Raw genomic sequence first — 25,887 nt, 5'->3', positions numbered from 1 at the left:
CACAGCGGCAGGAGCGTCCCGACGTCAGTGACGCGCTTCGAGGCCGACGGCGTCGCGGAGCCGAGACGCGGCCTCGCCCAGCGCCGGATCGTGCGCCGCCGACGAATCCATCAGCGCGGCCAACGCCTCGGCGATGACATTGAGCTTCTCCTGCGCGGCCTCGTCGGCCCGGCGGCTCGCGTTCTCCAACAGCACCACCAGCAACAGGGTGAAGACGCTTGCGACGGTATGGATGGCGACCTGCCACGTCTTGAGATCGGTCCACACCGGAATGCTGACCAACCAGAGCACGACCACCCCGGCGCACACGAAGAAGAAGGGCGCCTGGCTGGCCCGGAGCTGGGCCTGCTCGACAAACCGCTCGAACACGGAACGCTGGTCCCCGCGCCGCCTGGTCTGCGCCGCGTCACTCCTTCGCTCCATCCCGCTCGCCTCCTCCTAGCTGCGCACCAACCCGCCGAGCGTCCGGCCCGCCAGCTCGACGATGCCCGGCTCGTGGCCGTTCGCGACCAGATTGATGACGACGCCGTCGATCCCGCGATCGAGGACCCGCGAGGCGATCTGCTCGGCCACGTCGTCGGGGTCGCCGACGAATTGCCGGTCCGTGGCGGCGGCGCGTTCCGCCTCGTCGAGCGCGTCCAGGTCGAGCCCGCGGCTGAGCAGGAGGTCGCGTTGCAGCCTGCGGGCGCGATCGCCGTCCTCGTCGATGATCACGAACGCCAGGAAGCTCGTCTCCAACGTGCCGCGGTCGCGGCCGATCTCGGCGCAGCGCGCGGCGAGCGCATCCAGCTTGCGGGGCAACTCGGTTGCGTTGCAGATGATGTTCAGGTGGTCGGCATAGCGGGCCGCGTAGCCGAAGGTCTTCTTCTCACCGCCGCCGCCGAGCAGCACCGGCAGGTCGTCGCGGATGCGGGGCTCGTTGATCGCGCCCTCGGTCCGGTACCACTTGCCCTCGAAGGTCGGCCGCTGCCCACGCAGCATCGGCACGATGATCTCCAGCGCCTCACCGAGCCGCTCGAAGCGATCGGTGAAAGTACCGAATTCATAACCGAACTGTTGGTGTTCGAGCTCGAACCAGCCGGCGCCGATGCCGAGCACGGCCCGACCGCCGCTGACCACGTCCAGGGTGGTCACGGTCTTGGCGAGCATGGCCGGGTTCCGGTAGGTGTTCCCGGTGACGAGCGCCGAGAGCTGAATGCTCTCGGTCGACGCCGCCAGACCGGCCAGCGCCGTATAGGCCTCGAGCATCGGTTCGTCGGGCTCCCCGATACCGGGCAGCTGATAGAAGTGGTCCATCACGAAGGCGGTGTCGAATCCGGCCGCCTCGGCCTCGCGGGCCTGCGCGATCACGGTGGGGAACAGCTCCCGAACCGACCGCGAGTAGCTGAAGTTGGGCATCTGATATCCGAGTCGAATGCTCACGAATCCCGACGCTACTCCCGGCGGGCCGGACGCGCGCGGCATCGAACGCCTCCTCGGTGGGACCGAGGCCGGCAACACCAAGGGTGACGGATTCTCACCCGAGGGTCGCTGGTGGCGGGCAAGGGCCGGACGGAGCATGAGGGTGATGGCTTCGCACCACATGCCTCGGCTCCAGGAGAACCACGATGTCCAGCGCCGAACCCCCGACGAACGGCACCGACGGCGAGCGGGTGATGCAGGACGAGCTGGGGACCTCGTTCCGCGCCGACCGCTTCTACGCCCGCCAGCTGTGCACCCGCCTCAACCCGTCGATGATCGAGTTCATCGCGAGAATGGACCTGCTGTTCATCGGCACGTCCGCGTCGGATGGATCGTGCGACGTGTCGCTGCGGGCGGGCCCAGCGGGATTCGTCCAGGTCTTCGCCCCCGACCTCGTCGGATATCCCGAGTACCAGGGCAACGGGGTGATGGCCAGCCTCGGCAACATCATCGAGAATCCGCACATCGGCCTGTTCATGGTGGATTTCGTCACCGATCTGATCGGCCTGCACGTCAACGGCGCGGCACAGATCGTCACCGATGACGAGGTGCGGCACGCGTACCCGGACCTTCCGATCGAGCGGGTACGCGGCCGCCGCGCGGAGCGTTGGGTCCTCGTCCACGTCGAGGAGGCATACATCCACTGCCGCAAGCACATCCCCCGGTTGGTGCCCGTCGACCGGGTCCGCTGGTGGGGCACCCACAACCCGGAGCACAAGGGCGGCGACTACTTCGGAGTCGCCGCCGAGCGCACCCTCCCCCGTTAGAACTCCATACCGGCGTCGGCCCCCATCTGCATGGTGGTGTTCCCGCCGTCGAGCGACTCACGGATGATGTCCGCGTGGCCCGAGTGCTGCGCGGTCTCCCGGAGGATGTGCAGCAGGATCTTTCGGGCCGTCCACCACTCGCGCTCGGGTGCCCAGGGCGCGGTCGGCATCGGGATGAGCACGCCCAGGTCCGGCAGTCCCGCCACCGCCGCCTCGGTCGCCCGTGCGACGGCCGCGTAGTCCTCGAGCAGCGCGGCCAGGGTCGCGTCCTCGCCGACGGTCCACGCCTCGGTGGCGGTCTCCATGTCGAACTCGGCGTTCTCGTCGGGCTCGATCATCGTCTCGATCCAGTGTCGCTCCGTGGCGGCGACGTGCTTGATGAGGGCCATCAGGGTGAGTTCGCTTGCCGTGGAGCGCGTTCGCGCCTGCGCGTCGTCGAGCCCGCGGACCGTGATGAGGAACGTCTGGCGCTGGTCGGCCAGCATCGCCAGGATGTCGGCGTGCTCTCCGGAGACGGTGGACTGTGCGGCGGCGTTCTGAACGGTGCTCATGTGATGGCCTTCCCTTGGCTGTTGGTAGGGATGACGCTACGAGCTATTGCGGTCAGAAACGGTCCTCAATTGCCGGTGTCGCGGAGAAGACCCGAAAATCCTCGCCGTCAGCCGTTCAGTGCCGCCTCGGCCGCCGCCGTCGCCCGTTCGCGATCCGCGGGCACCAGCCCGATCCTGGTCCTGCGGTCCAGCAGGTCGTCGACGTCGAGGGCGCCCTCGTGGCTGACCGCGAAGGCCAGCTCGGCGTGCGTGACGTCGATGCCCTCCGCGATCGGGGCGAGCTCGCCCGCCGCCGCCACCCGGGCCGACTCGCCGCCGTACCGGGCGACGAGGGACGCGGGCAAGTCGCCGGTGACCGGTCCCGCGCCGACCACCGGGAGCTTCGTGGTCACGCACGGTCCCGCCACCAGACCGCCGGCGCGGACGGCCGCATCGACCGCATCCTGGGCCATCTTGCGATAGGTGGTGAGCTTGCCGCCGACGACGCTGATGACACCGTTCGACGAGCGGAGCACCGCGTGGTTGCGCGAGAGATCGGCGGTCTCACCCTCTCCGGTGTCGAGCAGCGGCCGCAGACCCGAATAGGTGGCGAGCACGTCCGCCCGGGTCAGCGGCGTACCGAGCGCGGTGTTCACCGTGTCGAGCAGGAAGTCGATCTCGAAGTCCGCGGCCTGCGGCACGTCGGGGATCTCGCCCTCGATCGCCTCGTCGGTCAGGCCGAGGTAGACCCGTCCGAGCTGCGCGGGCAGCGCGAACACGAATCGGTTGGTCTCCCCCGGGATCGGCACCGTCAGCGCGGCGGTGGGATTCCCCAGCGCCTGCGCTGGCAACACCAGGTGGGTGCCCCGGCTCGGCTTCAGGCGGATGTCGGGATCGACCTGTCCGGCCCAGACTCCCGCCGCGTTCACCACCGCGCGCGCCCGGATCGTCAGTTCCTCGCCGGTCTGCTCATCGCGCAGCCGCGCGGAGGAACCGGTCACGTCGTAGGCGCCGACGCGGGTCAGAACGGTCGCGCCGTGCTGCGCCGCGGTGCGCGCGATGGCCACCACCAGCCTGGCGTCGTCGATCAGCTGGCCGTCGTAGGCGAGCAGTCCGCCGCGCAGGCCGTCCCGCCGGACCGCGGGCGCGAGCTCCGCGGCGCGGTCGGCGGACACCCGGCGCGAGCGCGGCAACACCTTCGTCGACGTCCTGGCGGTGGCCCGCAGCACGTCGCCCGCCAGGAATCCGGTTCGCACCAGGGTCTTCTCGAAGGCCCCGACCGAGGGCAGCAGCGGCACGAGCTGCGGCATCGCTCGGACCAGGTGCGGCGCGGTGCTCGTCATCAGGATCCCGCGCTCGACCGCGCTCTCCCGCGCGATGCCGACATTTCCCGAGGCCAGGTAGCGCAACCCGCCGTGGGCGAGCTTGGAGCTCCATCGGCTGGTCCCGAACGCCAGGTCGTGCTTGTCGACGAGCACCACCCGCAGGCCGCGCGAGGCGGCGTCGAGGGCGGTACCGACGCCGGTGATGCCGCCGCCGATCACGAGCACGTCCACCGCGGTCCCGTCACCGAGGGCGGACAGTTCCCGGCTGCGCCGGTCCGCGTTCAGCGCCGAGTTCGATTGCTGGTTCACCGTTGCTCCTAGGTAAGGGATGCTCGTGGACTGAGGTAGGCGTCGACGGCGAGCGCGAGCTCCGCGATCAGCGCCTTCGGGGGCAGGATCTCCGCGACCATGCCCGCGGACTGCACAGCCGACTGCGCCATCAGCAGGATCATGGTGGCCATACCGGTGGCATCGCCCGCGCGAATCGAGCCGTCGCGCTGCCCGACCAGGACGACAGGGGTGAGCGTGTCGACGATCGCGCGCTGGCTCGCCCCGAGCCGGTCGACGATGTACGTGATGAGCAGTTCGGGGTCCGAACGCAGGATCTTGACGAACAGCGGGTGGGCCCGCACCGTCTCGGCGGTCTCCGCCACGCCGCGCACCAGCTGCTCACGCGCGGCCCCCGAACCGGACATCACCGGCAGCGCGTGCTCGATCTCCCTGGTCAGCAGGTCCGCGACGACGGCCTTGGTGTCGGGCCAGCGGCGGTACACGGTGGGTCGGCTCACCCCCGCGCGGCGGGCGATCTCGGCAAGGGTGGTCCGTCTCAGGCCGAATTCGAGCACGCAGGCTCGGGTTGCGTCGAGAATGAGGTCGTCGACGGTGGGCGCTGCGGCTGCAGTCTGCGGATCTGCGTTACGGATAGACATCGTATGTAACACTGTAACGCATGTCCGACACCGCAGCTCCGCAATCAGCCTCCACTCCGCAGTTCCCCGACACCGCGGCACCCACCATGGAGTGGGACGCCTGGGGAGTCGCCGAGTTCCGCAAGCAACTCTCGCCGCAGGTGCTCAACCTGCTCCGTTCCGCACTCGGCGTCAGCGCCGAGCAGTCGCCGCCGCCCGAGGAGTCGGCCGCGGTGTTGCGTCCGACCGGCCTGACCGAGGGTCACCGCAGCGACCTCGACGACCTGATCGGCGCCGAGCACGTGCGCACCGACGACGCGACCCGGCTCCGCCATGCCGGCGGCAAGAGCACGCCGGACCTGTTGCGCCGCAAAGACACCGAGCCGCAGGATGCCCCCGACGCGGTGGTCCTGCCCGGCTCACACGACGAGGTGCTCGCCCTGCTGCGGTACTGCGCGGCCGAGGCAATCGCGGTGGTTCCCTTCGGCGGCGGCACCAGCGTGGTCGGCGGCGTCGACCCCGCGCGCGGCGATTTCCACGAGGTGATCGCTCTCGACCTGCGCCGTCTGGACGCCCTGCTCGACCTCGACACCGTCTCCGGCATCGCGATCCTGCAGGCAGGCGTCACCGGTCCGCAGGCCGAGCAGCTCCTCGGCACGCACGGCTTCTCGCTCGGCCACTTCCCGCAGAGCTTCCAGTTCGCCACGATCGGCGGGTTCGCCGCGACCAGGTCCTCCGGCCAGGCCTCCGCCGGCTACGGCCGCTTCGACGACATGGTCCAGCGGATCCGGGTCGCGACCCCCACCGGCGACCTCGACCTGGGCAGGGCGCCCGCGTCCGCCGCGGGACCGGACCTGCGCGAGCTGTTCGTCGGGTCGGAGGGCGCATTCGGGATCATCACCGAGGTGGCCGTTCGGGTGCACCCGATCCCCGAGACCACCGCCTACCGGGCCTGGTCGTTCCCCGATTTCGAGACCGGCGCGGCCGCCCTGCGCACGGTGATCCAGACCGGCGCGACCCCGACCGTGATGCGGCTGTCCGACGAGGCCGAGACCGGCCTGAACCTGGCACTGGCCGGCGACGTCGGCGGCGAGAGCCCCGCGGCCGGCTGCCTGGCGATCACCACCTTCGAGGGCACCGCGGCGCACGTGGAGTCCCGGCACGCCGAGGCGTGCGCGCTGATCGCCGCCGCGGGCGGCACCGACCTGGGCGAGCAGCCCGCCAGGTCATGGGAGCACGGCCGCTACGACGCGCCGTACCTGCGCGATGCGCTGCTCAACGCGGGCGCCATCGTGGAGACCCTGGAGACGGCCACCACGTGGTCGAACCTGTCGAACCTGCGCACCGCCGTCACCACCGCGCTCACCGAGTCGCTGACCGCACAGGGCACCCCGGCGCTGGTGATGTGCCACATCTCGCACACCTACCCGACCGGCGCCTCCCTCTACTTCACCGTGGTCTGCGCGCAGACCGCCGACCCGCTGCCCCAGTGGGCCGCGGCGAAGAAGGCCGCGGGCGACGCGATCGTCTCCGTCGGCGCCACCATCACCCACCACCACGCCGTCGGGCGCGATCACCGGCCGTGGATGTCGGACGAGGTCGGCGAGCTGGGCGGACGGGTGCTGCAGGCGGTCAAGGACGCCGTTGACCCCACCGGAATCCTCAACCCTGGCAAGCTGATTCCATGAGATCAGTCACGGTTCTGACGAACCCCGCCGCGGGCAACGGCCACGCCCCGGAGGCGGCAGCAGCCGCGATCGCCCGGCTCCGTGAGCTCGGCGTCGAGGTCTCCGAGATCGAGGGGGATTCCGCGGCCGAGGCGCTCGAGCTGGCCCGCAAGGCGGTGGCCGATGGCACCGACGCGCTGATCGCGGCGGGCGGCGACGGGCTGATCAGCATCGCCTGGCAGGCCCTCGCCCAGAGCGGCATCCCGCTCGGCATCATCCCCGGCGGCACCGGCAACGACCACGCCCGGCTGTTCCACATCCCGGTCGACGACCCGGTCGCCGCAGCCGATGTCATCGCCCGCGGCACCACCGAGACGATCGATCTCGGCAAGGTCGGCGACCGCTGGTTCGGCACCGTGCTGTCCAGCGGCTTCGACTCGCTGGTCACCGACCGGGCGAACCGGCTGCGGTGGCCCCGCGGGCCGATGCGCTACAACGTCGCGATGCTCGTCGAGCTGGCGCAGCTGCGTCCGATCCCCTACCGGATCGTGCTCGACGACCAGACGATCGAACTGGACGCGGCGATGGTCACGGTCGGCAACGGCACCTCCTACGGCGGCGGGATGCTGATCACCCCGAACGCGGAGGTCACCGACGGGCTGCTGGACGTCACCGTGGTGGCCGCGGGCAGCCGGTTGCGGCTGGTGCGCCTGTTCCCGACGGTCTACAAGGGCACCCACGTCGACCTGGACGAGGTGCAGACCTTCCGGTCCCGCCGGGTCCGACTCGAGGCGGCAGGCATCACCGCGTACGCCGACGGCGAGCGGTTCGACCCGCTACCGATCGACATCGAGGCGGTGCCCGGCGCGGGAATGGCCATCGTCGGCGCCCCCGTGCGCTGAGCCGCACGCCGAACGGGAGTGCCGTGGCGCATCCCGCCATGCACTCCCGTTCGGCGCTTGGAGGTCAGAACTGGTACAGCTCGAAGCCGACGGCACGATCGGCCGCGAACCCGTCCCTCGGACCGGTCGCCATCTCGATCTGCGCCCGCGCCTGGTCCAGCACCGGGACGTCGCTCAGTGCCTGCAGGTACCGGCTGTGTTCGGCGAGCGAGGTCACCGCGGTGTCGACCGTGGCACTGACGTCGACGGCGTGGGTGGCCCCGATCATGACATTGACCGCGACCCACCGCACGCCAGCCCACCGCGGCTCGGTGAGCTCGGGAAAGATCCACTCGTTGGCCGCGTCGGACACCGCGTCGAGGACGCTCTGTCCGAGCGCCCGATGGTCGGCGCTGTTGAGGAAGCCAGGCCCCCAGGTCTCACGATGATTCATGGTGAGCACGAACTCGGGCCGGTGCCGCCGGATCGCGGCCGCCAGATCCCGTCGCAGCTCCAGCCCCTCCTGGAGCCTGCCATCGTGGTGGCCGAGGAACTCGACCTCACTGACACCGACGACGGCCGCCGAGCGGCGTTCCTCCTCCTCGCGAAGCGGCCCGCACTCGGCGGGCGGCAGGTCAGCGATCCCCGCCTCGCCGCTGGTCGCGAGGACATACCGGATGTCCTTGCCCTGACCGGTCCAGCGGGCCACCGCGGCGGCGGCCCCGTACTCGATGTCGTCGGGGTGGGCGACGATGACGACGCCCCGCTTCCAGTCCTCGGGAATCTGCTCCATGCGCCTCAGCATGCCCGGCCCCCGCCGGTACCGCGCGGCGCCGCGCTAGAGCCGGGTGACGTCCTTCGAGTCGCTGTCGGACATCGCCTTGAAGAGCAGGTAAAGGCCGAACACCACCGCACCGACGACCAGAACCCAGAACAGCCCCTTGACCAGCGCGCCGACCACGGCAAGCGCGATCCAGACCAGGGCGACAATACCTACGATCTTCCAGAACACCGGGTTCTCCGTTCACTCGCTCCGACCGCCACACTTGACGGCCCGATGCGTCCAGCCTGGCAGCACTCGACCACAAAAGCACCAGCTCAGAGGCAAGATCAGGGAAAGATCAGGGTGATCCCTTAGAGCGCCGACGCCGCGGCGGTCCGGGTGAACCACCGCGGGCGCGCGCCGCTGGCATAGGCTCACCGGGTTGTCCCCGTACTCGCAAGGAGCTCGACCGCTCGTGTCTACACGCACCGCAGGCGCACCCCGCAACACCGCTCGTGACCTCGCCCAGGTCGCGGTGTTCGCCGCCCTGATCATCGCCCTCGGGCTGCCCGGCACGATCACCATCGGCTCCTCCGGCGTCCCCATCACGCTGCAGACGCTCGGTGTGATGGTCGCAGGCGCGCTGCTCGGACCCCGCAAGGGCGTCCTGACCGTGCTGACCGTCATCGTGCTCGGCCTCGCCCTGCCCGTGCTCGCGGGCGGCCGGACCTCGCTCACGTCCCTGTCCAGCGTCACCGGCGGGTTCCTCATCGGCTGGATTCCGGCTGTCGCGCTGATCGGCTGGCTCACCGTCAAGATGCTGCCCCGCTACAACGTCTTCGTCGGCATCGTCATCAACGCGCTCGGCGGGATCGTGGTGATCTACGCCTTCGGCATCGCGGGCATGATGCTCCGCAGCGACCTCACCTTCTGGCAGGCACTGAGCGCCAACGGCACTTTCGTCCCCGGCGACCTCCTCAAGGCCGTCATCGCGGCGGTCGTCGCCGCCCAGGTCCACCGCGCCTACCCCGCGCTGCTGACCTCGGCGACGCCGGTCCGAACGCCCGCCGACGCGGCCTAGTCGCGCCGATGCCCGAGATCCGGTTCGAGTCCGTCGCGCACCATTACGGTGAGCGCGCCGTCCTCGCGGATGTCGATCTGGTCCTGACCGAGTCGCGGATCGGGGTCATCGGCGCGAACGGCAGCGGCAAGTCCACCCTGGCCCGGATGATCAACGGCCTGGTGACGCCGAGCAGCGGTCGGGTCACGGTGGACGGTCTCGACACCGCGCGTGAGGGCCGCAAGGTGCGGCGCAAGGTCGGCTTCGTGTTCACCGACCCGGACCATCAGATCATCATGCCGACGGTCGCGGAGGACATTGCGTTCTCCTTGCGCCGCAGCTCGATTCCCGCCGCCGATCGCGCCACCCGAGTCACGACGGTGCTCGAGACGTTCGGGCTGGCCGGGCACGCCGAGCACCCGACGCATCTGCTCTCCGGTGGCCAGAAGCAGCTGCTGGCCCTCGCCGCGATCATGGTGACCGAGCCCGAGCTGATCGTCGCCGACGAGCCGACCACACTGCTCGACCTGCGCAACACCCGACTGGTGGCCGAGACCTTCGCGGCGCTGCGCCAGCAGGTCATCGCGGTGACCCACCAACTCGACCTGCTCGGCGATTTCGACCGGGTGCTGGTGATCGATTCGGGCCGGGTGGTCGCGGACGGCGCCCCGAACGAGGCGATCGACTTCTACCGGCGACTCATCGGATGACCACGCTCGGCATCTACCACCCGGGCGCCTCGCTGCTGCACCGAGCGCCCGCCGGGGCCAAGCTCGCGGGTCTGGTCGTGGCACTGATAGCACTCGCGGCGGCGGTGCGGTCGCCCTGGCAGCTGATCCCGGCCACGACGCTGGTCGTGGCAGGCTTCGCGGTGGCGCGGATCCCGGTCCGCCTCGCGCTCGCACAACTGCGCACGGTGCTGTGGATGCTGGCGTTCGTCGGGGCGTTCCAGGTGATCTTCACCGGCTGGCGCCGAGCCCTTGTGGTGTGCGGGGTGCTGCTGCTGTCCGTGGCCCTCGCCGCCTTGGTCACACTGACCACCAAGGTGATGGACATGCTGGACGCGGTGGCGCGAATGCTGGCGCCGCTGCGGCGGTTCGGTGTCAACCCGGATCGGGTCGGACTGGTCCTCGCCATGACCCTCCGCTGCATTCCCCTGCTCAGCGGCCTCGTGTCCGACGTGACCGAGGCGAGAAAGGCCAGGGGCCTTGGGTTCTCGCTGCGCGCACTCGCGGTTCCCGTCGTAGTGGGCGCGCTACGAACCGCCGACGCGATGGGCGAGGCACTGGCGGCACGTGGAGTCGACGACTAGACGCGGTGCCTGCGCCTGATCGCCTCGATCTCCTCGAGCGCGCCGGCCCATCCCTCCAGGCGATCCGATGCCGAGAGCATCTCGGACCGCTGCCTTTCGAGGGCTCCGAGCGAATCGGCCGTGGCTGGCACCGTCATCTTCGCCACGGAGGCGAGGAGCTCCTCGTACTGCTGCACGCCCGCCGACAGTCGGGCGGCCGTGGCGTCGATCGTGTCCCCGAGCTGCAGCCCGGCCGTGGTCGAACCCGCCCGCTCCATCGCGATGACGTCGTCGGCCACGGCGAACAGTGCCTCGGCGGCCGACGCCGCGGTGTCGCCGATCTGCTCGATGTCCTCCTCCGCGACGACGGCGGACCTGGTGAGCACCCCCAACAGCTCCTGCAGGCCTGTCTGCGCACCGAGCAGCCGGCCCACCGGCTCGCGTGCCGCCGACCCGACGGGCGGCAGTGCCCGTCGCACCGGGGTGCGCGCGGGCAGCGGAATCCCGTTGAGCCGCCGATAGGTTCGCCATGCCGCGACCGCAGGTACCGCGAACAGTGCGGTGGCGCCGCCGCCCACGATCAGCGACCACTCCGGCGCCGACGCCGCGACAAGGCCGACGGTCCCCACCGCCGAGGCGCCCGAGACGGCCCCGTACCGCACCCGACGCCGGTTGGCACGGCGCCGCTTGCGGAGCAACTTCTCGCGGGGATCTGACCATTTCCGCACGGCCGACGCCACCGACCCGCTCACGGTGCGGGCGACCTCGCCGGCCGCGACCACTCCGGCGCCGTTCGCCGCGGCTGCGAAAAAGGAAGCGGCCGAACGGGAATCACTTCCCGATCGGCCGCCCCTCGAACTAGTCATCTCACCCTCGTCGGACCACGCGACTACTGCGCGGCAGGTCCCGCGGCATCCGGCTTGGCCGCAGGGGTGGCCGGAGCAGCAGGGGTTGCGGGGGCAGCCGCGGGGGCAGCCGTTCCGCCTGCGGGCAGCGCGTCGCCCTTCATCGAGGCCCGGATCTGCTCGAGCCGGCTGTGCCCGGCCATCTGGACGCTGGCCTGCTGGACCTCCATCATGCGACCCTGCACCGAGTTCTGCGCGAGCTCGGCCGAGCCGAGCGCATCCGCGTACCGACGCTCGATCTTGTCGCGGACCTCGTCCAGGTTCGGGGTGTTACCGGGCGCTGCGAGCGTGCTGTCCATCGAGCGGAGCGAGTCGCTGACCTTCTCCTGCATCTTGGCCTGCTCGAGCTGGCTGAGCAGCTTGGTCCGCTCCGCGACCTTGGCCTGCAGGGCCATCGCGTTCTGCTCGACGGCCTTCTTGGCCTGGGTGGCGGCCTGCAGCGACTGGTCGTGCAGCACCTTGAGGTCCTCGACGCCCTGCTCCGCGGTGACGAGCTGCGCGGCGAACGCCTCGGCGGCGTTGGTGTACTGGGTGGCCTTCTCGACGTCACCGGCCGTGGCGGCCTGATCCGCCAGCGTGACCGCCTGACGGGCATTGGCGTTGAGCTTCTCGACCTCGTCGAGCTGACGGCTGAGCTTCATCTCCAGCTGGCGCTGGTTGCCGATCACCGACGCGGCCTGCTGGGAAAGTGCCTGGTGCTGACGCTGTGCGTCCTCGATCGCCTGCTGAATCTGAACCTTCGGGTCGGCCTTCTCGTCGATCTTCGCATTGAAGAGCGCCATCAGGTACTTCCATGCCTTGACGAACGGATTAGCCATGGGTTGATCCTGCCTCCATTTGATGCGCCGCGCGATGCGCGACCCGATGCGCGACCGTCACGCACCGGAACACGGGCACTGCCCTACCTGCTGGTCGGACCCCACCAGTCCAGCACTGGTGGTCACACACAAATCTATCGGTTCGGACGGCCGCTGACATCTCAGCCACGGTCCGATGTGTCGAAAACTTACGCAGCGGCGAGCGCGGTGGCGTTCGGCGCCGGGATGACCATGCGGGTGTCCTCGGCGATCCGGGGTGAACCGCCCGTCACAGCGGGGCTCGCGCTCGCGGGGGCCACCTTCGGGTCCATCGGGGCGCTCCGGTCGACGGCGGAGTCCGACAGCGACTCACTGACGTCGTACAAAACCTCGGACAGGGGCACTTCGAGGGCATCGCAAATGGCCGCCAGCAGCTCGCTGGAGGCCTCCTTGCGCCCGCGTTCCACCTCGGAGAGGTAGCCGAGGCTCACGCGCGCCGTGCCCGAGACCTCACGCAGCGTTCGGCTCTGCGAGACCCTCGCACGCCGCAGACTGTCACCGATTGCTTCACGCAACAGCACCGCCATGTGGCTCCTCCTTCATCTCCGCCCAACAGCTTGTTCAACGCCCGAAGGATCCGAAATGGTTCCCGGCGGCCGCGACTTGAGCAAACCGAGCCTATCCCGCCGGGGCCGCGCGCATGTGGACTAGGAGGGCCGACACGGCGGATCGGACCGCGCCGCTGCGAATCGCCCACCGGTCACCGGCGAGTTCGAGCCGCTCCGCCGAGACACCGTCGGGACCGGCTATGCCGAGATACACCGTGCCGACCGGCTGCCCGTCCTGCGGGTCGGGTCCCGCGACGCCGGTCAGTCCCACTCCCCAGTCGGCCCCGCACCGAGCCACCGCGCCGACCGCCAGCGCCCGAGCCGTACTCGCGGCCACCGGACCGTCCGATGCCAGCACCCCGGGATCGACGCCCGCGAGGCCGGCCTTGAGATCTGTCGCGTACACCACCAGCCCGCCGCGCAACACCAGGCTCGCGCCGGGAATCCCGGCGATCGTGGCCGCGAGCAGCCCCGCGGTCAGCGACTCCGCGGTTGCGACCGTCTGGCCCCGCGAGGTGAGTGCGGACACCAGATCGGCCGCCTCGGTCCCGGCGACCAGAGGGTCGGTCATGACCCGGGTTCGTGTGGGTGCACGCCCGCCCTGAGCCGAACCGCCTGGATCACGTAGTCCAGGCCGGTCGCGACGGTGAGGAAGACCGCCAGGCCCATCGCGATGGCGCTCACCGTCGCCCAACCTGCGGGCAGCGGCAGCAGGTACATGCCGATGGCAAGGGATTGCACCAGGGTCTTGAGCTTGCCCCCTCGTCCCGCGGGGATCACGCCGTGCCGCAGGACGGCGAACCGCATCAGGGTGATCCCGAGTTCGCGGGCCGCGATGATCGCCGTGACCCACCAGCTGAGGTCGCCGAGCACCGACAGTCCCACCAGCGCAGCACCGATCAGGGCCTTGTCGGCGATGGGATCGGCGAGCTTGCCGAAGTCGGTGACCAGTCCGTACTTGCGCGCGAGTTGGCCGTCGATCCGGTCGGTGATCGCGGCGACCGCGAAGACGATCGTGGCGATGATCCGCCAGAAGGTCGAGTGTCCACCGTCCATGAACAGCGTGACCAGGAATACCGGGACCAGGACGATGCGGAGCACGGTGAGGATGTTGGCGATGTTGACCACGGGCACGGGCTTCTCGTGTGGCACCCCGCCCTGGACCGGAGACACCTCGGTCCCCGCGTCCGGATGCCCGCCGGACGCCATCTCGTCGTGCGACTGCGCGGTCACCGGGCCATCACCCACGCGGCGCGCGACGCCACCCCGTCGAAGGGGGTTTCGTCGCGGAGGCTGTCGAGTGGGGCGGGCACATGGCTAAGAATATCGGTTGGACCCATGACTACTCTGCACCACATGACCTCTGGGCCCATGACCTCCGATCCGGACGCTCCGACCGTCCGCCGCGCGCGAACCTCCGACGTGCCACAGATCAAGCGCCTGATCGACATCTACGCGGGCCGGATCCTGCTCGAGAAGAACCTGGTGACCCTCTACGAGGCCGTTCAGGAGTTCTGGATCGTCGAGCTCGACGGCGAGGTGATCGGTTGCGGCGCACTGCATGTCCTGTGGGCCGACCTCGGCGAGGTGCGCACGGTCGCGGTCGATCCCAAGGTCAAGGGCCGTGGCATCGGCCACCTCGTGGTCGCGCAGCTCATCCAGGTCGCCCGCGAACTCGAGCTCGGCCGCGTGTTCGTGCTCACCTTCGAGGTCGACTTCTTCGGAAAGCACGGTTTCGTCGAGATCGAGGGAACCCCGGTGACCGCGGAGGTGTACGGCGAGATGTGCCGTTCCTACGACACCGGCGTGGCGGAGTTCCTCGACCTGAGCTACGTGAAGCCGAACACGCTCGGCAACACCCGGATGCTCCTCACCCTCTAGTTCCCGCCCACCCCTCCCGAAAGCGAGCCCTCATGCCCATCGTCGCCGTCGAGTACACCTACAGCGAGGCCACCGCCGCCGCAAGGGACGAGGTCAGGCCCGACCACCGCGCGTGGTTGTCCGGACTCGTCGACAGCGGCGTCGTGCTGACCACGGGGCCGTTCGCGGACGGCAGCGGCGCGCTGATCCTGGTGGCGGCCGACGACGTCGCGGCCGCGCGCTCGCTCTTCACGAACGACCCCTTCGCGAGGGCCGGCCTCGTCGAGGCCGCCCGGTTCACCGAATGGCTGCCGGTGATGGGTCAGTTCAGCGACCGGTAGCGGCGCACACGACGACGCGGCCCCCGCACCTGTTCTCGGTGCCGGGGCCGCGCCGGGTTCAGCGGGTGTCGACCGTCAGGACTTGGCCGCGGTGTTGCGGGTCTTGAGCAGGCTCGCCACCGCGGTCACCACGAGCACACCGAGGATCACGAGCAGCGAGACTCCCGTGGAGATCTCGGGGACGCTCAGGGGCTCGCCGCCGTTGATGAACGGCAGGGTGTTCTCGTGCAGCGCGTGCAGCACCAGCTTCACGCCGATGAACGCGAGGATGATCGACAGGCCGTAGGACAGGTAGACCAGGCGCTCGAGCAGACCGCCGATCAGGAAGTACAGCTGCCGCAGGCCCATCAGCGCGAAGGCGTTCGCGGTGAACACGATGTACGGCTCCTTGGTGAGGCCGTAGATCGCGGGGATCGAGTCCAGCGCGAACAGGATGTCGGTGAAGCCGATCGCGACGAGCGCGAGGAACAGCGGCGTCACCAGGCGCTTGCCGTCGATCTTCGTGGTCAGCCTGTCACCGTCGAACTCCTCGGTGGTGGGCAGGAACCGCTTGGCGATCGCGATGATCTTGCTCTCGCGTTCCTCCTCCACCTCGGCCTCGTGGCCGGCCTCCTTGATCAGCTTGTACGCCGTGTACACCAGGAACAGGCCGAACAGGTAGAACACCCAGCTGTAGGCGTTGATGGCCGCCGCGCCGACGGCGATGAAGGCGCCGCGCATCACCAGCGCCATCACGATGCCGATCAACAGCACCTTCTGTTGGTACTGACGGGGGATCGCGAACGTCGACATGATGATGACGAACACGAACAGGTTGTCGACCGAGAGGGCCTTCTCCGTGACGTATCCGGCGAAATACTCACCGCCGTAGGTGCCGCCCCAGCCCCAGATGATCACGAAGCCGAACAGGATCGCGATGCCGATGTAGACCGCCGACCAGAAGGCGGATTCGCGGAAGGTGGGCTCGTGGGGGGTGCGCACGTGCGCGAAGAAATCGAATACGAAGAGCCCGAGGATCACCAAGATGGTGACGATCCAGATGAGCGGTGTGACGTGCATCAGTCAACGACCTCCGGTTGCCGATAGGTAGGGCACCGGAGGTCTCTCCCGCCGACGGTGCCGCCGACCGGCAACCCCGGAGCGGCAATGGTGCCGCTCGTGTTGACGAGGTTGCCACAGAAATGGGGGATACTCCCCTCCAAGGCTTGTTCATTCAACCACAAACCGGCGGGCCCGCCGGTCCTGCGCGGGCCCGGCCGACTCATTCCTCGGGCTCGGACTCCGGGTCACCGCCGCGGATCGACCAGAGCAGCCCGTCCAGCTCGTCGGGCTTGATCAGCACGTCGCGGGCCTTGGAGCCCTCGCTGGGACCGACCACTCCCCTGGTCTCCATCAGGTCCATCAGGCGACCCGCCTTGGCGAAGCCGACCCGGAGCTTGCGCTGCAGCATGGAGGTGGAGCCGAACTGGCTCGTGACCACCAGCTCCACGGCCTGCAGCAGCACGTCCATGTCGTCGCCGATGTCGGGGTCGACATCCTTCTTGTCCGCCGCCTTCGAGGCGGTGACACCCTCGGTGTACTCGGGCTCGGCCTGGTTCTTGGAGAAGTCGACGATCGCGGTGATCTCTTCATCGGTGATGAAGGCGCCCTGCAGACGGGTCGGCTTGCCCGCCCCCATCGGCAGGAACAGCGCGTCGCCCATGCCGATCAGCTTCTCCGCACCCGGCTGGTCGAGGATGACCCGCGAGTCCGTGAGCGAGGAGGTCGCGAAGGCGAGGCGCGAGGGCACGTTGGTCTTGATCAGGCCGGTCACCACGTCCACCGACGGGCGCTGGGTGGCGAGCACGAGGTGGATGCCTGCCGCGCGGGCCTTCTGCGTGATCCGGACGATCGCCTCCTCCACGTCCCTCGGCGCGGTCATCATCAGGTCCGCCAGCTCGTCGACGATCGCGAGGATGTACGGGTACGGCCGGTAGACGCGTTCACTGCCGAGCGGCGCCGTGATCTCCCCGGACCTGACCTTCTTGTTGAAGTCGTCGACGTGCCGGACCTTGTTGGCCTGCATGTCCTGGTAGCGCTGCTCCATCTCCTCGACCAACCACGCCAGCGCGGCCGCCGCCTTCTTCGGCTGGGTGATGATCGGCGTGATCAGGTGCGGGATGCCCTCGTACGGGGTCAGTTCCACCATCTTCGGATCGATCAGGATCATCCGGACCTCGTCCGGGGTGGCCCTGGCGAGCAACGAGACCAGCATGGAGTTGACGAAGCTGGACTTACCGGAGCCCGTCGAACCCGCGACCAGCAGGTGCGGCATCTTCGCCAGGTTGGCGCTGACGAAGTTACCCTCGATGTCCTTACCGAGGCCGATCACCAGTGGGTGGTGATCCTTCCTGGTCGACGGCGCAGACAGCACGTCCGCCAGCCGCACCATCTCCCGGTCCGAGTTCGGCACCTCGATACCCACCGCGGACTTGCCGGGGATCGGCGCGAGCAACCGGACGTTGTCGGTCGCAACGGCGTACGCGATGTTGCGGGCCAGGGCGGTGATCTTCTCGACCTTGACGCCAGGGCCGAGTTCGACCTCGTAGCGGGTGACCGTCGGGCCGCGGGTGAAGCCGGTGACCGCGGCGTCGATCTTGAACTGTTCGAGCACCTCGGTGATGGCCTCGATCATGGTGTCGTTGGCCGAGCTGCGGGTCTTCGGCGGGTCGCCCTCGATGAGCAGCGACGTCGGCGGCAACGTGTAGTCGCCCTCGATGACACGGTCCGGGATCAGCATCGCGGGCGTCGTGTCCTCGGCCTCGGCGGGGGCCGGGGTCGGCTTGGGCTTCGGTCGCGGACGGGCCGGGGGCACAGGAGCGGCGGGCGGCGCCGCGATGACCTCGGTGACCGCCTCGTTCGCGGTCTCCTCGATCGGATAGTTCGTGGCCGGTCCGCGGTCGTCCACGGGGTACCCGTCGGCATCGAACAGCGCCGGGTCGAAGTCCGTCGGGTCCTGGCTCGCCCGACGGGATCGGCGCGCCGGTCGCAGGTTTCGCAGGTCCTCGAGGTCGTCGTGCCCCTGGTCCCCGTATCCGTGGTCGTAGCCGTCCTCGGGGTCGTACGGCTCGTACTCGTCGTCGTGACCGTGCACGCCGAAGAGCGCCCGCAGCCGCTCCGGCACCTCACGCACGGTGGTGCCGGTGACCAGCAGGACCCCGAACCCCATCGCCAGGATCAGCAGCGGGATGGAGAGCCACATGGTGAGGCCGTCGGTCAGCGGCCCACCGACGACATACCCGAGGAATCCCGCCGCGCCTGCCCGGCCCTCGGCATCGACGGGCGCCCCGCTGATGACGTGCCACACGCCGAGCGCGGGCAACCCGATCAGCAGCGAACCGAGGATCAACCTCGGCCGCACCTCCGGGTGCGGTTCCGAACGCATCAGCACCACCGCGATAGCGCCCGCGAGGATCGGCAGCACCGCGCCAGCACCGCCGAACAGCGCCCGCACGCCGGTCTCGAGCCAGTCACCGACCGGGCCACCGGCGGCGAACCACATGGCGGCCGCGACGATCACGCTGCCCGCGACGAGTCCGAGCGCGATCCCGTCCCGGCGATGACCGGGCTCGATGTCGGCGGCCTTGCTGACCGTCCTGGTCGTCGCGCCGACACCGCGCGCCATCAGAGCCCAGCCCCGGCCCAGCCCGCGCCCGGCGGCCTTGAGCGGGCTCACCGGCGGCTTGGCCGCCGGCTTGCGCCTGGCCGCCTGCGCGTTGCTGCGCGGCGCCGTCGGCTTGCGCGGGGTGGTCACCGTCTTGGTCGTCCGGCCGCCCGACCGCCCCTTCGAACCGCCCGACGCCGACGATCCCGCGCTCGCGGAGGACCGCGGCGAGGATGACGCGCTCTTGGTAGTTCGGGTCCCGGTCTTACCTGCCATGCACGTCAGGTTAGTCGCTGCGGCCCCATCAGGACCATCCGCAACACCCGCAACAGGGCTTTTAGCGTCGGTTCGTTGCCCAGGATGGACGCCAGGTCGTCTCCGGAAGCGGCGTCAGGTTTCCGAAGTGGTCGATGATCGCCCGTAGCCCGGGGTGAGGCGTTCTGGGGAGGATGAGCGAGAGCGGGTACGCGATCGTCGGATTCACGATCGGGATGCGGCGCAGGTCGTGGTTCGTCGGCCAGAGGTACCGGTCGCGCGCCCCGACCAGGGTGGCGACGTCCGCGGAGTCCGCGAGGGTGTCCAAGAGCACCTCATCGCCGAAGTGCGGCCCTGCGGCGTCGATGCGCAAGTCGAATTCAGTCGCGAGCTGATCGTAGAACTCCGACCATTCGCTGCCGGCCGCGATGCCCGGCACCCAGATCCGATGCCGGCGCAGCTGCGGTGGCGTCAGCGTTCGCGCGGAGGCGAGGGGATGTCTCGGGCCGACGAGGAGTTCCAGCGGGGAGTCGAAGGCGTGGATCATGTGCACGTCGCGCGGCAACGTGGCCGGATCGGTCACCGTGCGGAACGAGGCGTCGATCTCGCCTGCCTCGACGGCGGCGACCGCCACGCGCGGGTCGTTGACCTTGAGGGTCACCACGTCGAGGTCGGTCTCGGGATGCGAGCGCCAGTAGTCGTGCAGGACGACGGCCTGCGCGGATCGCAGGCCGAGGACGTCGATCCGAAGAGCCCGCGAGCCGGGCCTGATCGCGGTGACGGCGCGCTCGACGCCCGTGACGATGCTTCGTGCGTGCGGAAGAAACGCCTGGCCGTCGATGGTCAACTCGACCCCGCGGGCGGTTCGGGTGAACAGGCGGACCTCGAGCTCCCGTTCCAGGGCCGCGATCCGCTTGGAGACGGCCTGTTGCGTCACGCCCAGCTCGTTGGCCGCGTGTTGCAGCTGTCCGAGCTCGGCCGCGCGGACGAACGATCGCACTGCCTCGGTATCCATTCGACCACCCTAGGGGCGCACAACCGATCGTTGTGGCTCGCCGGTGAGCCGGTTGTTTGATCCCGTGCCGACACGGCTGCTGTGATTCCGCGAGCAAACCATCGGTTGTCGGGGAGGAGTCGCATGCGCGCGCAACTGGGACGCGACTTCGGCCGGCTGTGGTCGGCCTACGCCGTCAGCACCTACGGCACATGGATCGCCTTCGGAGCCTTCCCACTCATCGCGGTCGAGGTGCTGCACTCACCGGCCTTCGCCGTCTCGCTGCTCGAGGCGGCCGGGCTGACCGTGGCGGCGATCGTTGCGATCCCGCTCGGGACGTGGGTCGAACACCGGGCCAAACGGCCGGTGATGATCGCGACGGACCTGGCCCGGTTCCTCGCGATGGCGAGCGTTCCGATCGCGTACTTCCTCGGTTTGCTGACCTACGGCCAACTGCTGGCCGTCTCGGTCGTCTCGGGAACCTCGAGCATCGTCTTCGCCGCCGCCTCCGGCGCGTACCTGAAACACCTCGTCCGCAGCGATCACCTCCTCGTCGCGAACGGAAGATTCGAGGGCACGAGCTGGGTGGCGACCGCGGCGGGCCCGCCCCTCGGCGGAGCGCTCATCGGGCTTCTCGGCCCGGTCATCACCGTCGCCGCCGATGCCCTCAGCTTTCTGCTGTCCGCGATCGGGGTCCTCCGCATCCGGGGCGACGACGTCGCAGCGCCCCGCGACCCGGCCACCGGGCCGCGCGCCACCGAACTTCTCGGCGGCTGGCGATTCATCCTCCACGACCCCGCGCTACGGCGCCTGTTCCTGAACTCGATCCTGGTGAGCGGCCTGATCATGGCCACCGTTCCGCTCCTGGCGGTCCTCCTGCTCGGCGAATACCGTTTCCCCGCCTGGCAATACGGTCTCGCCTTCGGCATCCCGGCGCTCGGCGGCCTCGCGGGTGCCCGCCTCTCACCACGCCTCGTGACCCGCTACGGCAGGCACCGGGTGATGGTCGTCTCCGGCTGGCTGCGCTCGATCTTCCCGCTCGGTCTCGCCTTCGCCCAACCCGGCATCGCCGGGCTCCTCACGGTGATCGTCGTCGAGGGCCTGCTGATCACCTGCATGGGCATCTTCAACCCCATCAACGCGACAGAACGCCTGCAGCGCACTCCAGCCGATCACGCCGCACGAGTCCTCACCGCATGGAGTGTGAGCAGCAAGCTCGCCCAAGCCACCCTCGTGGTGACCTGGGGCGTCCTCGCGACACTCACCAGCCCGCTGGTCGCGATCGCCGTGTCCGGTGTTCTCCTGCTCGCCACCCCGCTCCTGCTGCCGAAGCAGGCACACATGCCCGAACCGGCGGTCGCGGCGGCGGCCACCTACATCTAGATACCGCGATCGAGCGACATCACACCCTGGACCGCCTGATCGGGGCCCTCGGCCTCGATCAGGACCGCGTCACGTCCGAAGGCGTGCAGGGCGAGCTCCGCGGGGTCGCCGCGCAGCACCACGGTCTCGCCGTCCGCGCTGCGCACCGTGGCCCGTTTCCCGTCCGGACGCTCCAGCACGACCGAGCAGGTCGCCTTTCGATATGCGCGCCTGCCCATCCGTCGGGCCAGCGTCCAGAGGGGACCGGCCCAGGCCGGATCGAGGGACCTGGGCGCCCAGTCCTCGCCGCCGCGTCGCACGTCTTCGTGGTGGACGAACATCTCGGCCAGGTTCAGCTGCTCGTCGAACGGCCGCATCAGCGACCACACGGGCGGACCCGTCCTGATCTGTTCGAGCAGGTCCTCGAAGGACCCGCTGGCGATCGACGCCTGTACCCGCTCGGTATACCCCGACAGGGCGGAGACCATGATGCCCGCGGCCGCATCGGGCCGTCGTTCGCGCAGCACCAGGTGCGCGGCCAGATCCCGGACGGTCCACTGGCCGCACAGCGTTGGTGCGTCGGGCCCGAACTCGGCCATCGTGACCACGAGCGCCAGACGCTCGTCATGGGCCAGTTTCATGGCCGTCACGCTACTGCCGAGCGGGCCAGACCGCGCGCTGACACGCACCCAGTACCGTCCCTTCGGTGCCCATCACCGAGATGATCGTCATCGCCCTCGCCGGTTTCGGAGCGGGAGCGATCAACGCCCTCGTCGGCTCGGGAACGCTGATCACCTTTCCCACCCTTGTCGCGTTCGGTTATCCGCCGGTTGTCGCGACGATGTCGAATGCGGTCGGCCTCGTTGCGGGCGGCGTCTCGGGCACCTGGGGATACCGCCGCGAACTCCGCGGCCAATGGGACCGGCTGCGCTGGCAGATCCCGGCGTCGCTCGCGGGAGCAAGCCTCGGCGCCTGGCTGCTGCTCCATCTGCCCGAAAAGGCATTCGTCACGATCGTGCCGGTGTTGTTGGTGCTCGCGCTGATCCTGGTGGTCGCCGGTCCGCGGATCCAGGCCTGGGCCAGGGAGCGCGCGGAGGCGCAGGGCCGGACCGCCGGGCACGTCGGGCCGGGGCGGATGGCGGCGCTGACCGCGGGCACCTTCGCCGTCGGTGTGTACGGCGGCTACTTCACGGCTGCGCAGGGAATCCTGCTGGTGGGCGTGATGGGCGCCCTGCTGCCGGAGTCGATGCAGCGGATGAACGCCGCGAAGAACCTGCTCTCGCTTCTCGTCAACCTCGTCGCCGCCACGGCGTACACCCTGGTCGCGTTCGACCGGATCAGTTGGGCGGCAGCGGGACTCATCGCCGTCGGATCGCTGGTCGGCGGAACCGTCGGCGCCCGGTACGGCAGGCGGCTCTCCCCCAACGCGCTCCGGGGGGTCATCGTCGCCGTCGGCCTGATCGGACTGTGGCGACTCCTGTTCTGACACCACTACGCGCGGGCCGGCCCGGTGATCGAACCGGGCCGGCCGTCGCGAGAGGTTCTCGGCGCGGTGGCTAGACGCCGATGACGGTCGGCACGATCATCGGCCGACGCCGGTACTTGTCCGCCACCCAGCGACCGACCACGCGCCGAACCGCCTGCGCGATCCGATGGGTGTCGGTGATGCCCTCGGCCGCGAGCCGGGCGAGTTCCGCCTCGACGAGCACGGCGGCCTCCTTGAGTGCCGCCGGGTCGTCGGAGAAGCCGCGCCCGTGCACCACGGGGGTGCTCACGGCCTTGCCGGTGTGTGTGTCGACGGCGAGCGAGATCGAGATGAAACCGCCCTCGCCGAGCACGAGGCGGTCCGAGAGGGTCGAGTCGCCGACATCGCCGACCGAGAGTCCGTCCACGTAGACGTGTCCGACCGGGACGCGACCGACGATCTCCGCGAGGCCGTCGACCATGTCGACCACGACGCCGTCCTCGGCCAGCACCACACGGTCCTCGGGCACGCCGGTCGCCTTGGCCAGCGCGGCGTTGGCCCGCAGGTGGCGCCACTCGCCGTGCACCGGCATCGCGTTGGTCGGCCGGACCGCGTTGTACAGGTACAGGAGCTCCCCCGCCGAGGCGTGACCGGAGACGTGCACCTTCGCGCTCTGCTGCGTGACGACCGTGGCGCCTCGCTTGGCGAGACCGTTGACCACCGCGAACACCGAGTTCTCGTTGCCCGGGATCAGCGACGACGCCAGGACCACGAGGTCGTTGGCCCGGACGTTGATCTGCCGGTGCTCGCCGCGCGCCATCCGCGACAGCGCCGAGAGCGGCTCGCCCTGCGACCCCGTCGAGATCAGCACCAGCCGGTCGTCGGGCAGGTTCGCCGCGGTGTCGATGTCCACCACGACGCCGTCGGGAACGGACAGGTAGCCGAGGTCCTGCGCGATCTGCATGTTCCGGACCATCGACCGCCCGACGAACGCGATCCGGCGGTTGTAGCGCACCGCGACGTCCACCACCTGCTGGATGCGGTGCACGTGGCTGGCGAACGACGCGACGATGACGCGCTGCTTCGCCTTGCCGATGACGTTGTCGAGCACGCCGCCGATCTCACGCTCGGGCGTCACGAAGCCCGGCACCTCGGCGTTGGTCGAGTCCACCAGGAACAGGTCGACGCCCTCGTCGCCGAGCCGCGAGAATCCGGCGAGGTCGGTGAGCCTGCCGTCGAGCGGCAACTGGTCCAGCTTGATGTCGCCGGTGTGCAGCACGATGCCGGCGGAGGTGCGGATCGCGACGGCGATCGCATCGGGGATCGAGTGGTTGACGGCGAAGTACTCGCACTCGAACGGCCCGTGCTGGGTGCGCTGACCCTCGATGACCTCGATCAGGTTCGGCCGCTGGCGGTGCTCGCGGCACTTGGCCGCGACCAGGGCCAGGGTGAACTTCGAGCCGATCACCGGCAGGTCGGGGCGCAGGCGCAGCAGGAACGGGATCGCGCCGATGTGGTCCTCGTGGCCGTGCGTGAGCACAACGGCCTCGACGTCCGCCATCCGGTCCTCGATGTAGTTGAAGTCCGGCAGGATCAGGTCGACGCCCGGCTGCTGGTCCTCGGGGAAGAGCACACCACAGTCGACGATCAGGATCTTGCCCTGATGCTCGAAGGTGGTCATGTTGCGGCCGATCTCGCCGATGCCGCCGAGCGCGACGACACGCAGGCCACCCCGCGGCGCCTTCGGCGGCAGGCCGAGCCGTTCGGTCGGGTCGACGCCGAGGCGGCCGTCCGGGCGCTGCGCGCCGCCCGCGTTCTTCGGCTGACGCTGCGGACGTCCCGATCCACCCTGCGACCGGGACTTGGGGGCGCTGCCACCCTGCGACTTGGCGGCGGCGCCGCCCTGCGCCTTGGCGCCGCCGCGGCGACGCTTGGGTGCCTGCTCCTGGGCCGCCGGTGCCGACTCGGCCTGCGGCTGCTGCGCCTGCTCGGGGGCAGGGGCGGGCGCCTGCTGCGGGGCGGCCTCGGGTGCCGCGGCGGGAGACGGGGGTCCGGCCTGGCGGCTGGCGCTGCGACGGCGCGGCGGACGGGTCATGACAGCACCCCTGCCGCGCGCAGATCGGCCGCGAGGACCTCGACCTGCTCCGGACCCGGTGGCACCTGTGGCAGTCGCGGGTCACCGACGTCGATGCCCTGCAGTCGCAGTCCGGCCTTCGAGGCCGAGACGCCGCCGAGACGGCCGAGCGAACGGATCAGCGGGAGCAGGCTCACGTTGATCTCGCGGGCCCGGTCGTTGTCGCCCGCCAGGAACGCATCGCGCAGCTCGCGCAGGCGGCCAGGGGCGAGGTGACCGATCACGCTGACGAAACCGGTGGCACCAACGGAGAGCCACGGCAGGTTCAGCGGGTCGTCGCCGGAGAAGAACTGCAGGTCGGTGTTCGCGATCAGCTCGGCACCCGCGTTCAGATCGCCCTTCGCGTCCTTGACCGCCAGGATCCTCGGGTGCTCCGCGAGCCGGTAGATCGTCTCGGTCTCGATCGGCACCACCGAGCGCGGCGGGATGTCGTAGAGCATCACGGGCAGGTCCGTCGCGTCGGCGACCGCGGTGAAGTGCGCGAGCAGGCCCGACTGCGGCGGCTTGGAGTAGTACGGGGTGACGACGAGCAGTCCGTGCGCGCCCGCCCGAGCGGCGTCGCGCGCCAGCTCGACGCTGTGTGCGGTGTCGTTGCTGCCGGCGCCCGCGATGATCTTGGCCCTGCTGCCGACGGCGTCGATGACCGCGCGCATCAGCTCGAGCTTCTCGTTCTCCGTGGTGGTGGGAGATTCACCGGTGGTGCCCGCGAGCACCAACCCGTCGCAGCCGCCGTCGACGAGGTGCGTCGCCAGCCGAACGCCCGCATCGACGTCCAGCTTCCCGTCGCCGGTAAACGGGGTCACCATCGCGGTCAGGATGGTGCCGAACGGATGCTCGACGGGGGCGGATTCACCGTTGGTCATGGTCAGA

Annotated in this window: 28 protein-coding genes; 10 read left to right on the top strand and 18 right to left on the bottom strand. The window is 69.8% G+C overall.

Annotated features, from left to right (window positions below):
* Window positions 1–24 precede the first annotated feature (24 nt).
* Window positions 25–423 (bottom strand): low affinity iron permease family protein, encoded by a 399-nt coding sequence (locus BR31_RS0101980; protein WP_027499479.1) that lies wholly within the window; start codon window positions 421–423, stop codon window positions 25–27.
* Between the two features lie 15 nt (window positions 424–438).
* Window positions 439–1,422 carry an LLM class F420-dependent oxidoreductase gene (locus BR31_RS0101975; protein WP_027499478.1) on the bottom strand — a complete coding sequence of 328 codons (984 nt, stop codon included), beginning with the start codon at window positions 1,420–1,422 and terminating at the stop codon, window positions 439–441.
* Window positions 1,423–1,607: 185 nt separating this feature from the next.
* Between BR31_RS0101975 and BR31_RS0101970 the strand changes: the two genes are divergently transcribed.
* Complete coding sequence (locus BR31_RS0101970; RefSeq protein ID WP_027499477.1) at window positions 1,608–2,228, top strand: pyridoxamine 5'-phosphate oxidase family protein; 621 nt, start codon at window positions 1,608–1,610, stop codon at window positions 2,226–2,228.
* Here BR31_RS0101970 and BR31_RS0101965 read toward each other — a convergent pair.
* The 3 genes from BR31_RS0101965 to BR31_RS0101955 form a co-directional block, all read right to left on the bottom strand.
* Entirely contained in the window at window positions 2,225–2,779 is a 555-nt protein-coding gene (locus BR31_RS0101965; RefSeq protein ID WP_027499476.1) for a DinB family protein, read from the bottom strand. The two genes, BR31_RS0101970 and BR31_RS0101965, sit on opposite strands and share 4 nt — an antisense overlap.
* A gap of 107 nt (window positions 2,780–2,886) precedes the next feature.
* Window positions 2,887–4,392 carry a glycerol-3-phosphate dehydrogenase/oxidase gene (locus tag BR31_RS0101960; protein ID WP_027499475.1) on the bottom strand — a complete coding sequence of 502 codons (1,506 nt, stop codon included), beginning with the start codon at window positions 4,390–4,392 and terminating at the stop codon, window positions 2,887–2,889.
* An 8-nt stretch (window positions 4,393–4,400) separates the two neighbouring features.
* Window positions 4,401–5,012, bottom strand: coding sequence for a TetR/AcrR family transcriptional regulator (locus tag BR31_RS0101955; RefSeq protein ID WP_027499474.1), 612 nt, complete (start codon window positions 5,010–5,012; stop codon window positions 4,401–4,403).
* Between the two features lie 86 nt (window positions 5,013–5,098).
* Here BR31_RS0101955 and BR31_RS0101950 point away from each other — a divergent pair, with 86 nt between their 5' ends.
* Window positions 5,099–6,679 carry an FAD-binding oxidoreductase gene (locus BR31_RS0101950; protein ID WP_027499473.1) on the top strand — a complete coding sequence of 527 codons (1,581 nt, stop codon included), beginning with the start codon at window positions 5,099–5,101 and terminating at the stop codon, window positions 6,677–6,679.
* Window positions 6,676–7,560 (top strand): diacylglycerol kinase, encoded by an 885-nt coding sequence (locus BR31_RS0101945; protein WP_027499472.1) that lies wholly within the window; start codon window positions 6,676–6,678, stop codon window positions 7,558–7,560. The genes BR31_RS0101950 and BR31_RS0101945 overlap by 4 nt, the downstream gene beginning before the upstream one ends.
* 64 nt (window positions 7,561–7,624) lie before the next feature.
* Here the strand turns inward: BR31_RS0101945 and BR31_RS0101940 are convergent, their stop codons facing one another.
* Together BR31_RS0101940 and BR31_RS31790 are read right to left on the bottom strand one after the other, a co-directional pair.
* Complete coding sequence (locus BR31_RS0101940; protein WP_027499471.1) at window positions 7,625–8,332, bottom strand: PIG-L deacetylase family protein; 708 nt, start codon at window positions 8,330–8,332, stop codon at window positions 7,625–7,627.
* 45 nt (window positions 8,333–8,377) lie between these two features.
* A complete protein-coding gene (locus tag BR31_RS31790; RefSeq protein ID WP_027499470.1) occupies window positions 8,378–8,551 on the bottom strand; it encodes a hypothetical protein in 174 nt (57 codons plus the stop codon).
* Window positions 8,552–8,777: 226 nt separating this feature from the next.
* Here BR31_RS31790 and BR31_RS27175 point away from each other — a divergent pair, with 226 nt between their 5' ends.
* From BR31_RS27175 to BR31_RS0101920, 3 genes are read left to right on the top strand one after another with little or no spacing between them, the layout of a single operon-like run.
* Window positions 8,778–9,383, top strand: a complete 606-nt coding sequence (locus tag BR31_RS27175; RefSeq protein ID WP_051636876.1) for a biotin transporter BioY — start codon at window positions 8,778–8,780, stop codon at window positions 9,381–9,383.
* Window positions 9,384–9,391: 8 nt separating this feature from the next.
* Window positions 9,392–10,072, top strand: a complete 681-nt coding sequence (locus BR31_RS0101925) for an energy-coupling factor ABC transporter ATP-binding protein (protein WP_027499469.1) — start codon at window positions 9,392–9,394, stop codon at window positions 10,070–10,072.
* Window positions 10,069–10,674: an energy-coupling factor transporter transmembrane component T family protein gene (locus tag BR31_RS0101920; RefSeq protein ID WP_027499468.1), complete on the top strand. Its 606-nt coding sequence runs from the start codon at window positions 10,069–10,071 to the stop codon at window positions 10,672–10,674. The genes BR31_RS0101925 and BR31_RS0101920 overlap by 4 nt, the downstream gene beginning before the upstream one ends.
* Here the strand turns inward: BR31_RS0101920 and pspM are convergent.
* The 5 genes from pspM to pgsA form a co-directional block, all read right to left on the bottom strand.
* The gene (gene pspM, locus BR31_RS0101915) at window positions 10,671–11,519 is read right to left on the bottom strand and encodes a phage shock envelope stress response protein PspM (protein ID WP_231496339.1); all 849 of its coding nucleotides are present in this window, start codon (window positions 11,517–11,519) and stop codon (window positions 10,671–10,673) included. The genes BR31_RS0101920 and pspM overlap by 4 nt on opposite strands.
* A 23-nt stretch (window positions 11,520–11,542) precedes the next feature.
* Window positions 11,543–12,376 (bottom strand): PspA/IM30 family protein, encoded by an 834-nt coding sequence (locus tag BR31_RS0101910; protein ID WP_027499466.1) that lies wholly within the window; start codon window positions 12,374–12,376, stop codon window positions 11,543–11,545.
* Between the two features lie 188 nt (window positions 12,377–12,564).
* Entirely contained in the window at window positions 12,565–12,942 is a 378-nt protein-coding gene (locus BR31_RS0101905) for a helix-turn-helix domain-containing protein (protein WP_027499465.1), read from the bottom strand.
* Between the two features lie 91 nt (window positions 12,943–13,033).
* Window positions 13,034–13,534, bottom strand: a complete 501-nt coding sequence (locus BR31_RS0101900; RefSeq protein WP_027499464.1) for a CinA family protein — start codon at window positions 13,532–13,534, stop codon at window positions 13,034–13,036.
* Window positions 13,531–14,172: a CDP-diacylglycerol--glycerol-3-phosphate 3-phosphatidyltransferase gene (pgsA, locus tag BR31_RS0101895; protein ID WP_081830295.1), complete on the bottom strand. Its 642-nt coding sequence runs from the start codon at window positions 14,170–14,172 to the stop codon at window positions 13,531–13,533. Before pgsA ends, BR31_RS0101900 begins: the two co-directional genes overlap by 4 nt.
* 147 nt (window positions 14,173–14,319) lie before the next feature.
* On the opposite strand from pgsA, the gene BR31_RS0101890 reads away from it, so the two are divergent.
* Together BR31_RS0101890 and BR31_RS0101885 are read left to right on the top strand one after the other, a co-directional pair.
* Window positions 14,320–14,844, top strand: coding sequence for an amino-acid N-acetyltransferase (locus tag BR31_RS0101890; RefSeq protein ID WP_051636875.1), 525 nt, complete (start codon window positions 14,320–14,322; stop codon window positions 14,842–14,844).
* Between the two features lie 32 nt (window positions 14,845–14,876).
* A complete protein-coding gene (locus BR31_RS0101885; RefSeq protein ID WP_027499461.1) occupies window positions 14,877–15,164 on the top strand; it encodes a YciI family protein in 288 nt (95 codons plus the stop codon).
* A 75-nt stretch (window positions 15,165–15,239) separates the two neighbouring features.
* Here BR31_RS0101885 and BR31_RS0101880 read toward each other — a convergent pair whose 3' ends face one another.
* The 3 genes from BR31_RS0101880 to BR31_RS0101870 all read right to left on the bottom strand — a co-directional run bounded on the left by BR31_RS0101880 (window position 15,240) and on the right by BR31_RS0101870 (window position 20,077).
* Window positions 15,240–16,223, bottom strand: coding sequence for a TerC family protein (locus BR31_RS0101880; protein WP_027499460.1), 984 nt, complete (start codon window positions 16,221–16,223; stop codon window positions 15,240–15,242).
* A 202-nt stretch (window positions 16,224–16,425) separates the two neighbouring features.
* Window positions 16,426–19,083 (bottom strand): DNA translocase FtsK, encoded by a 2,658-nt coding sequence (locus tag BR31_RS0101875; protein ID WP_027499459.1) that lies wholly within the window; start codon window positions 19,081–19,083, stop codon window positions 16,426–16,428.
* 61 nt (window positions 19,084–19,144) lie between these two features.
* Window positions 19,145–20,077: a LysR family transcriptional regulator gene (locus BR31_RS0101870; protein WP_027499458.1), complete on the bottom strand. Its 933-nt coding sequence runs from the start codon at window positions 20,075–20,077 to the stop codon at window positions 19,145–19,147.
* 123 nt (window positions 20,078–20,200) lie between these two features.
* On the opposite strand from BR31_RS0101870, the gene BR31_RS0101865 reads away from it, so the two are divergent.
* Window positions 20,201–21,439 carry an MFS transporter gene (locus BR31_RS0101865; protein ID WP_027499457.1) on the top strand — a complete coding sequence of 413 codons (1,239 nt, stop codon included), beginning with the start codon at window positions 20,201–20,203 and terminating at the stop codon, window positions 21,437–21,439.
* Here the strand turns inward: BR31_RS0101865 and BR31_RS0101860 are convergent.
* A complete protein-coding gene (locus BR31_RS0101860) occupies window positions 21,436–22,059 on the bottom strand; it encodes a TIGR03085 family metal-binding protein (RefSeq protein WP_027499456.1) in 624 nt (207 codons plus the stop codon). The two genes, BR31_RS0101865 and BR31_RS0101860, sit on opposite strands and share 4 nt — an antisense overlap.
* 80 nt (window positions 22,060–22,139) lie before the next feature.
* On the opposite strand from BR31_RS0101860, the gene BR31_RS0101855 reads away from it, so the two are divergent.
* Window positions 22,140–22,904, top strand: coding sequence for a sulfite exporter TauE/SafE family protein (locus BR31_RS0101855; RefSeq protein ID WP_081830294.1), 765 nt, complete (start codon window positions 22,140–22,142; stop codon window positions 22,902–22,904).
* A 70-nt stretch (window positions 22,905–22,974) separates the two neighbouring features.
* Here the strand turns inward: BR31_RS0101855 and BR31_RS0101850 are convergent, their stop codons facing one another.
* Window positions 22,975–24,978 (bottom strand): ribonuclease J, encoded by a 2,004-nt coding sequence (locus BR31_RS0101850; RefSeq protein WP_027499454.1) that lies wholly within the window; start codon window positions 24,976–24,978, stop codon window positions 22,975–22,977.
* A complete protein-coding gene (gene dapA, locus BR31_RS0101845; protein WP_027499453.1) occupies window positions 24,975–25,880 on the bottom strand; it encodes a 4-hydroxy-tetrahydrodipicolinate synthase in 906 nt (301 codons plus the stop codon). Before dapA ends, BR31_RS0101850 begins: the two co-directional genes overlap by 4 nt.
* Between the last annotated feature and the right edge of the window lie 7 nt (window positions 25,881–25,887).

Source organism: Rhodococcus sp. UNC363MFTsu5.1 (assembly GCF_000686785.1).
Classification (GTDB): domain Bacteria; phylum Actinomycetota; class Actinomycetes; order Mycobacteriales; family Mycobacteriaceae; genus Rhodococcus_G; species Rhodococcus_G maanshanensis.
The sequence above is the reverse complement of the archived record's forward strand: the minus strand, read 5'-3'. Positions and strand labels throughout refer to the sequence as shown.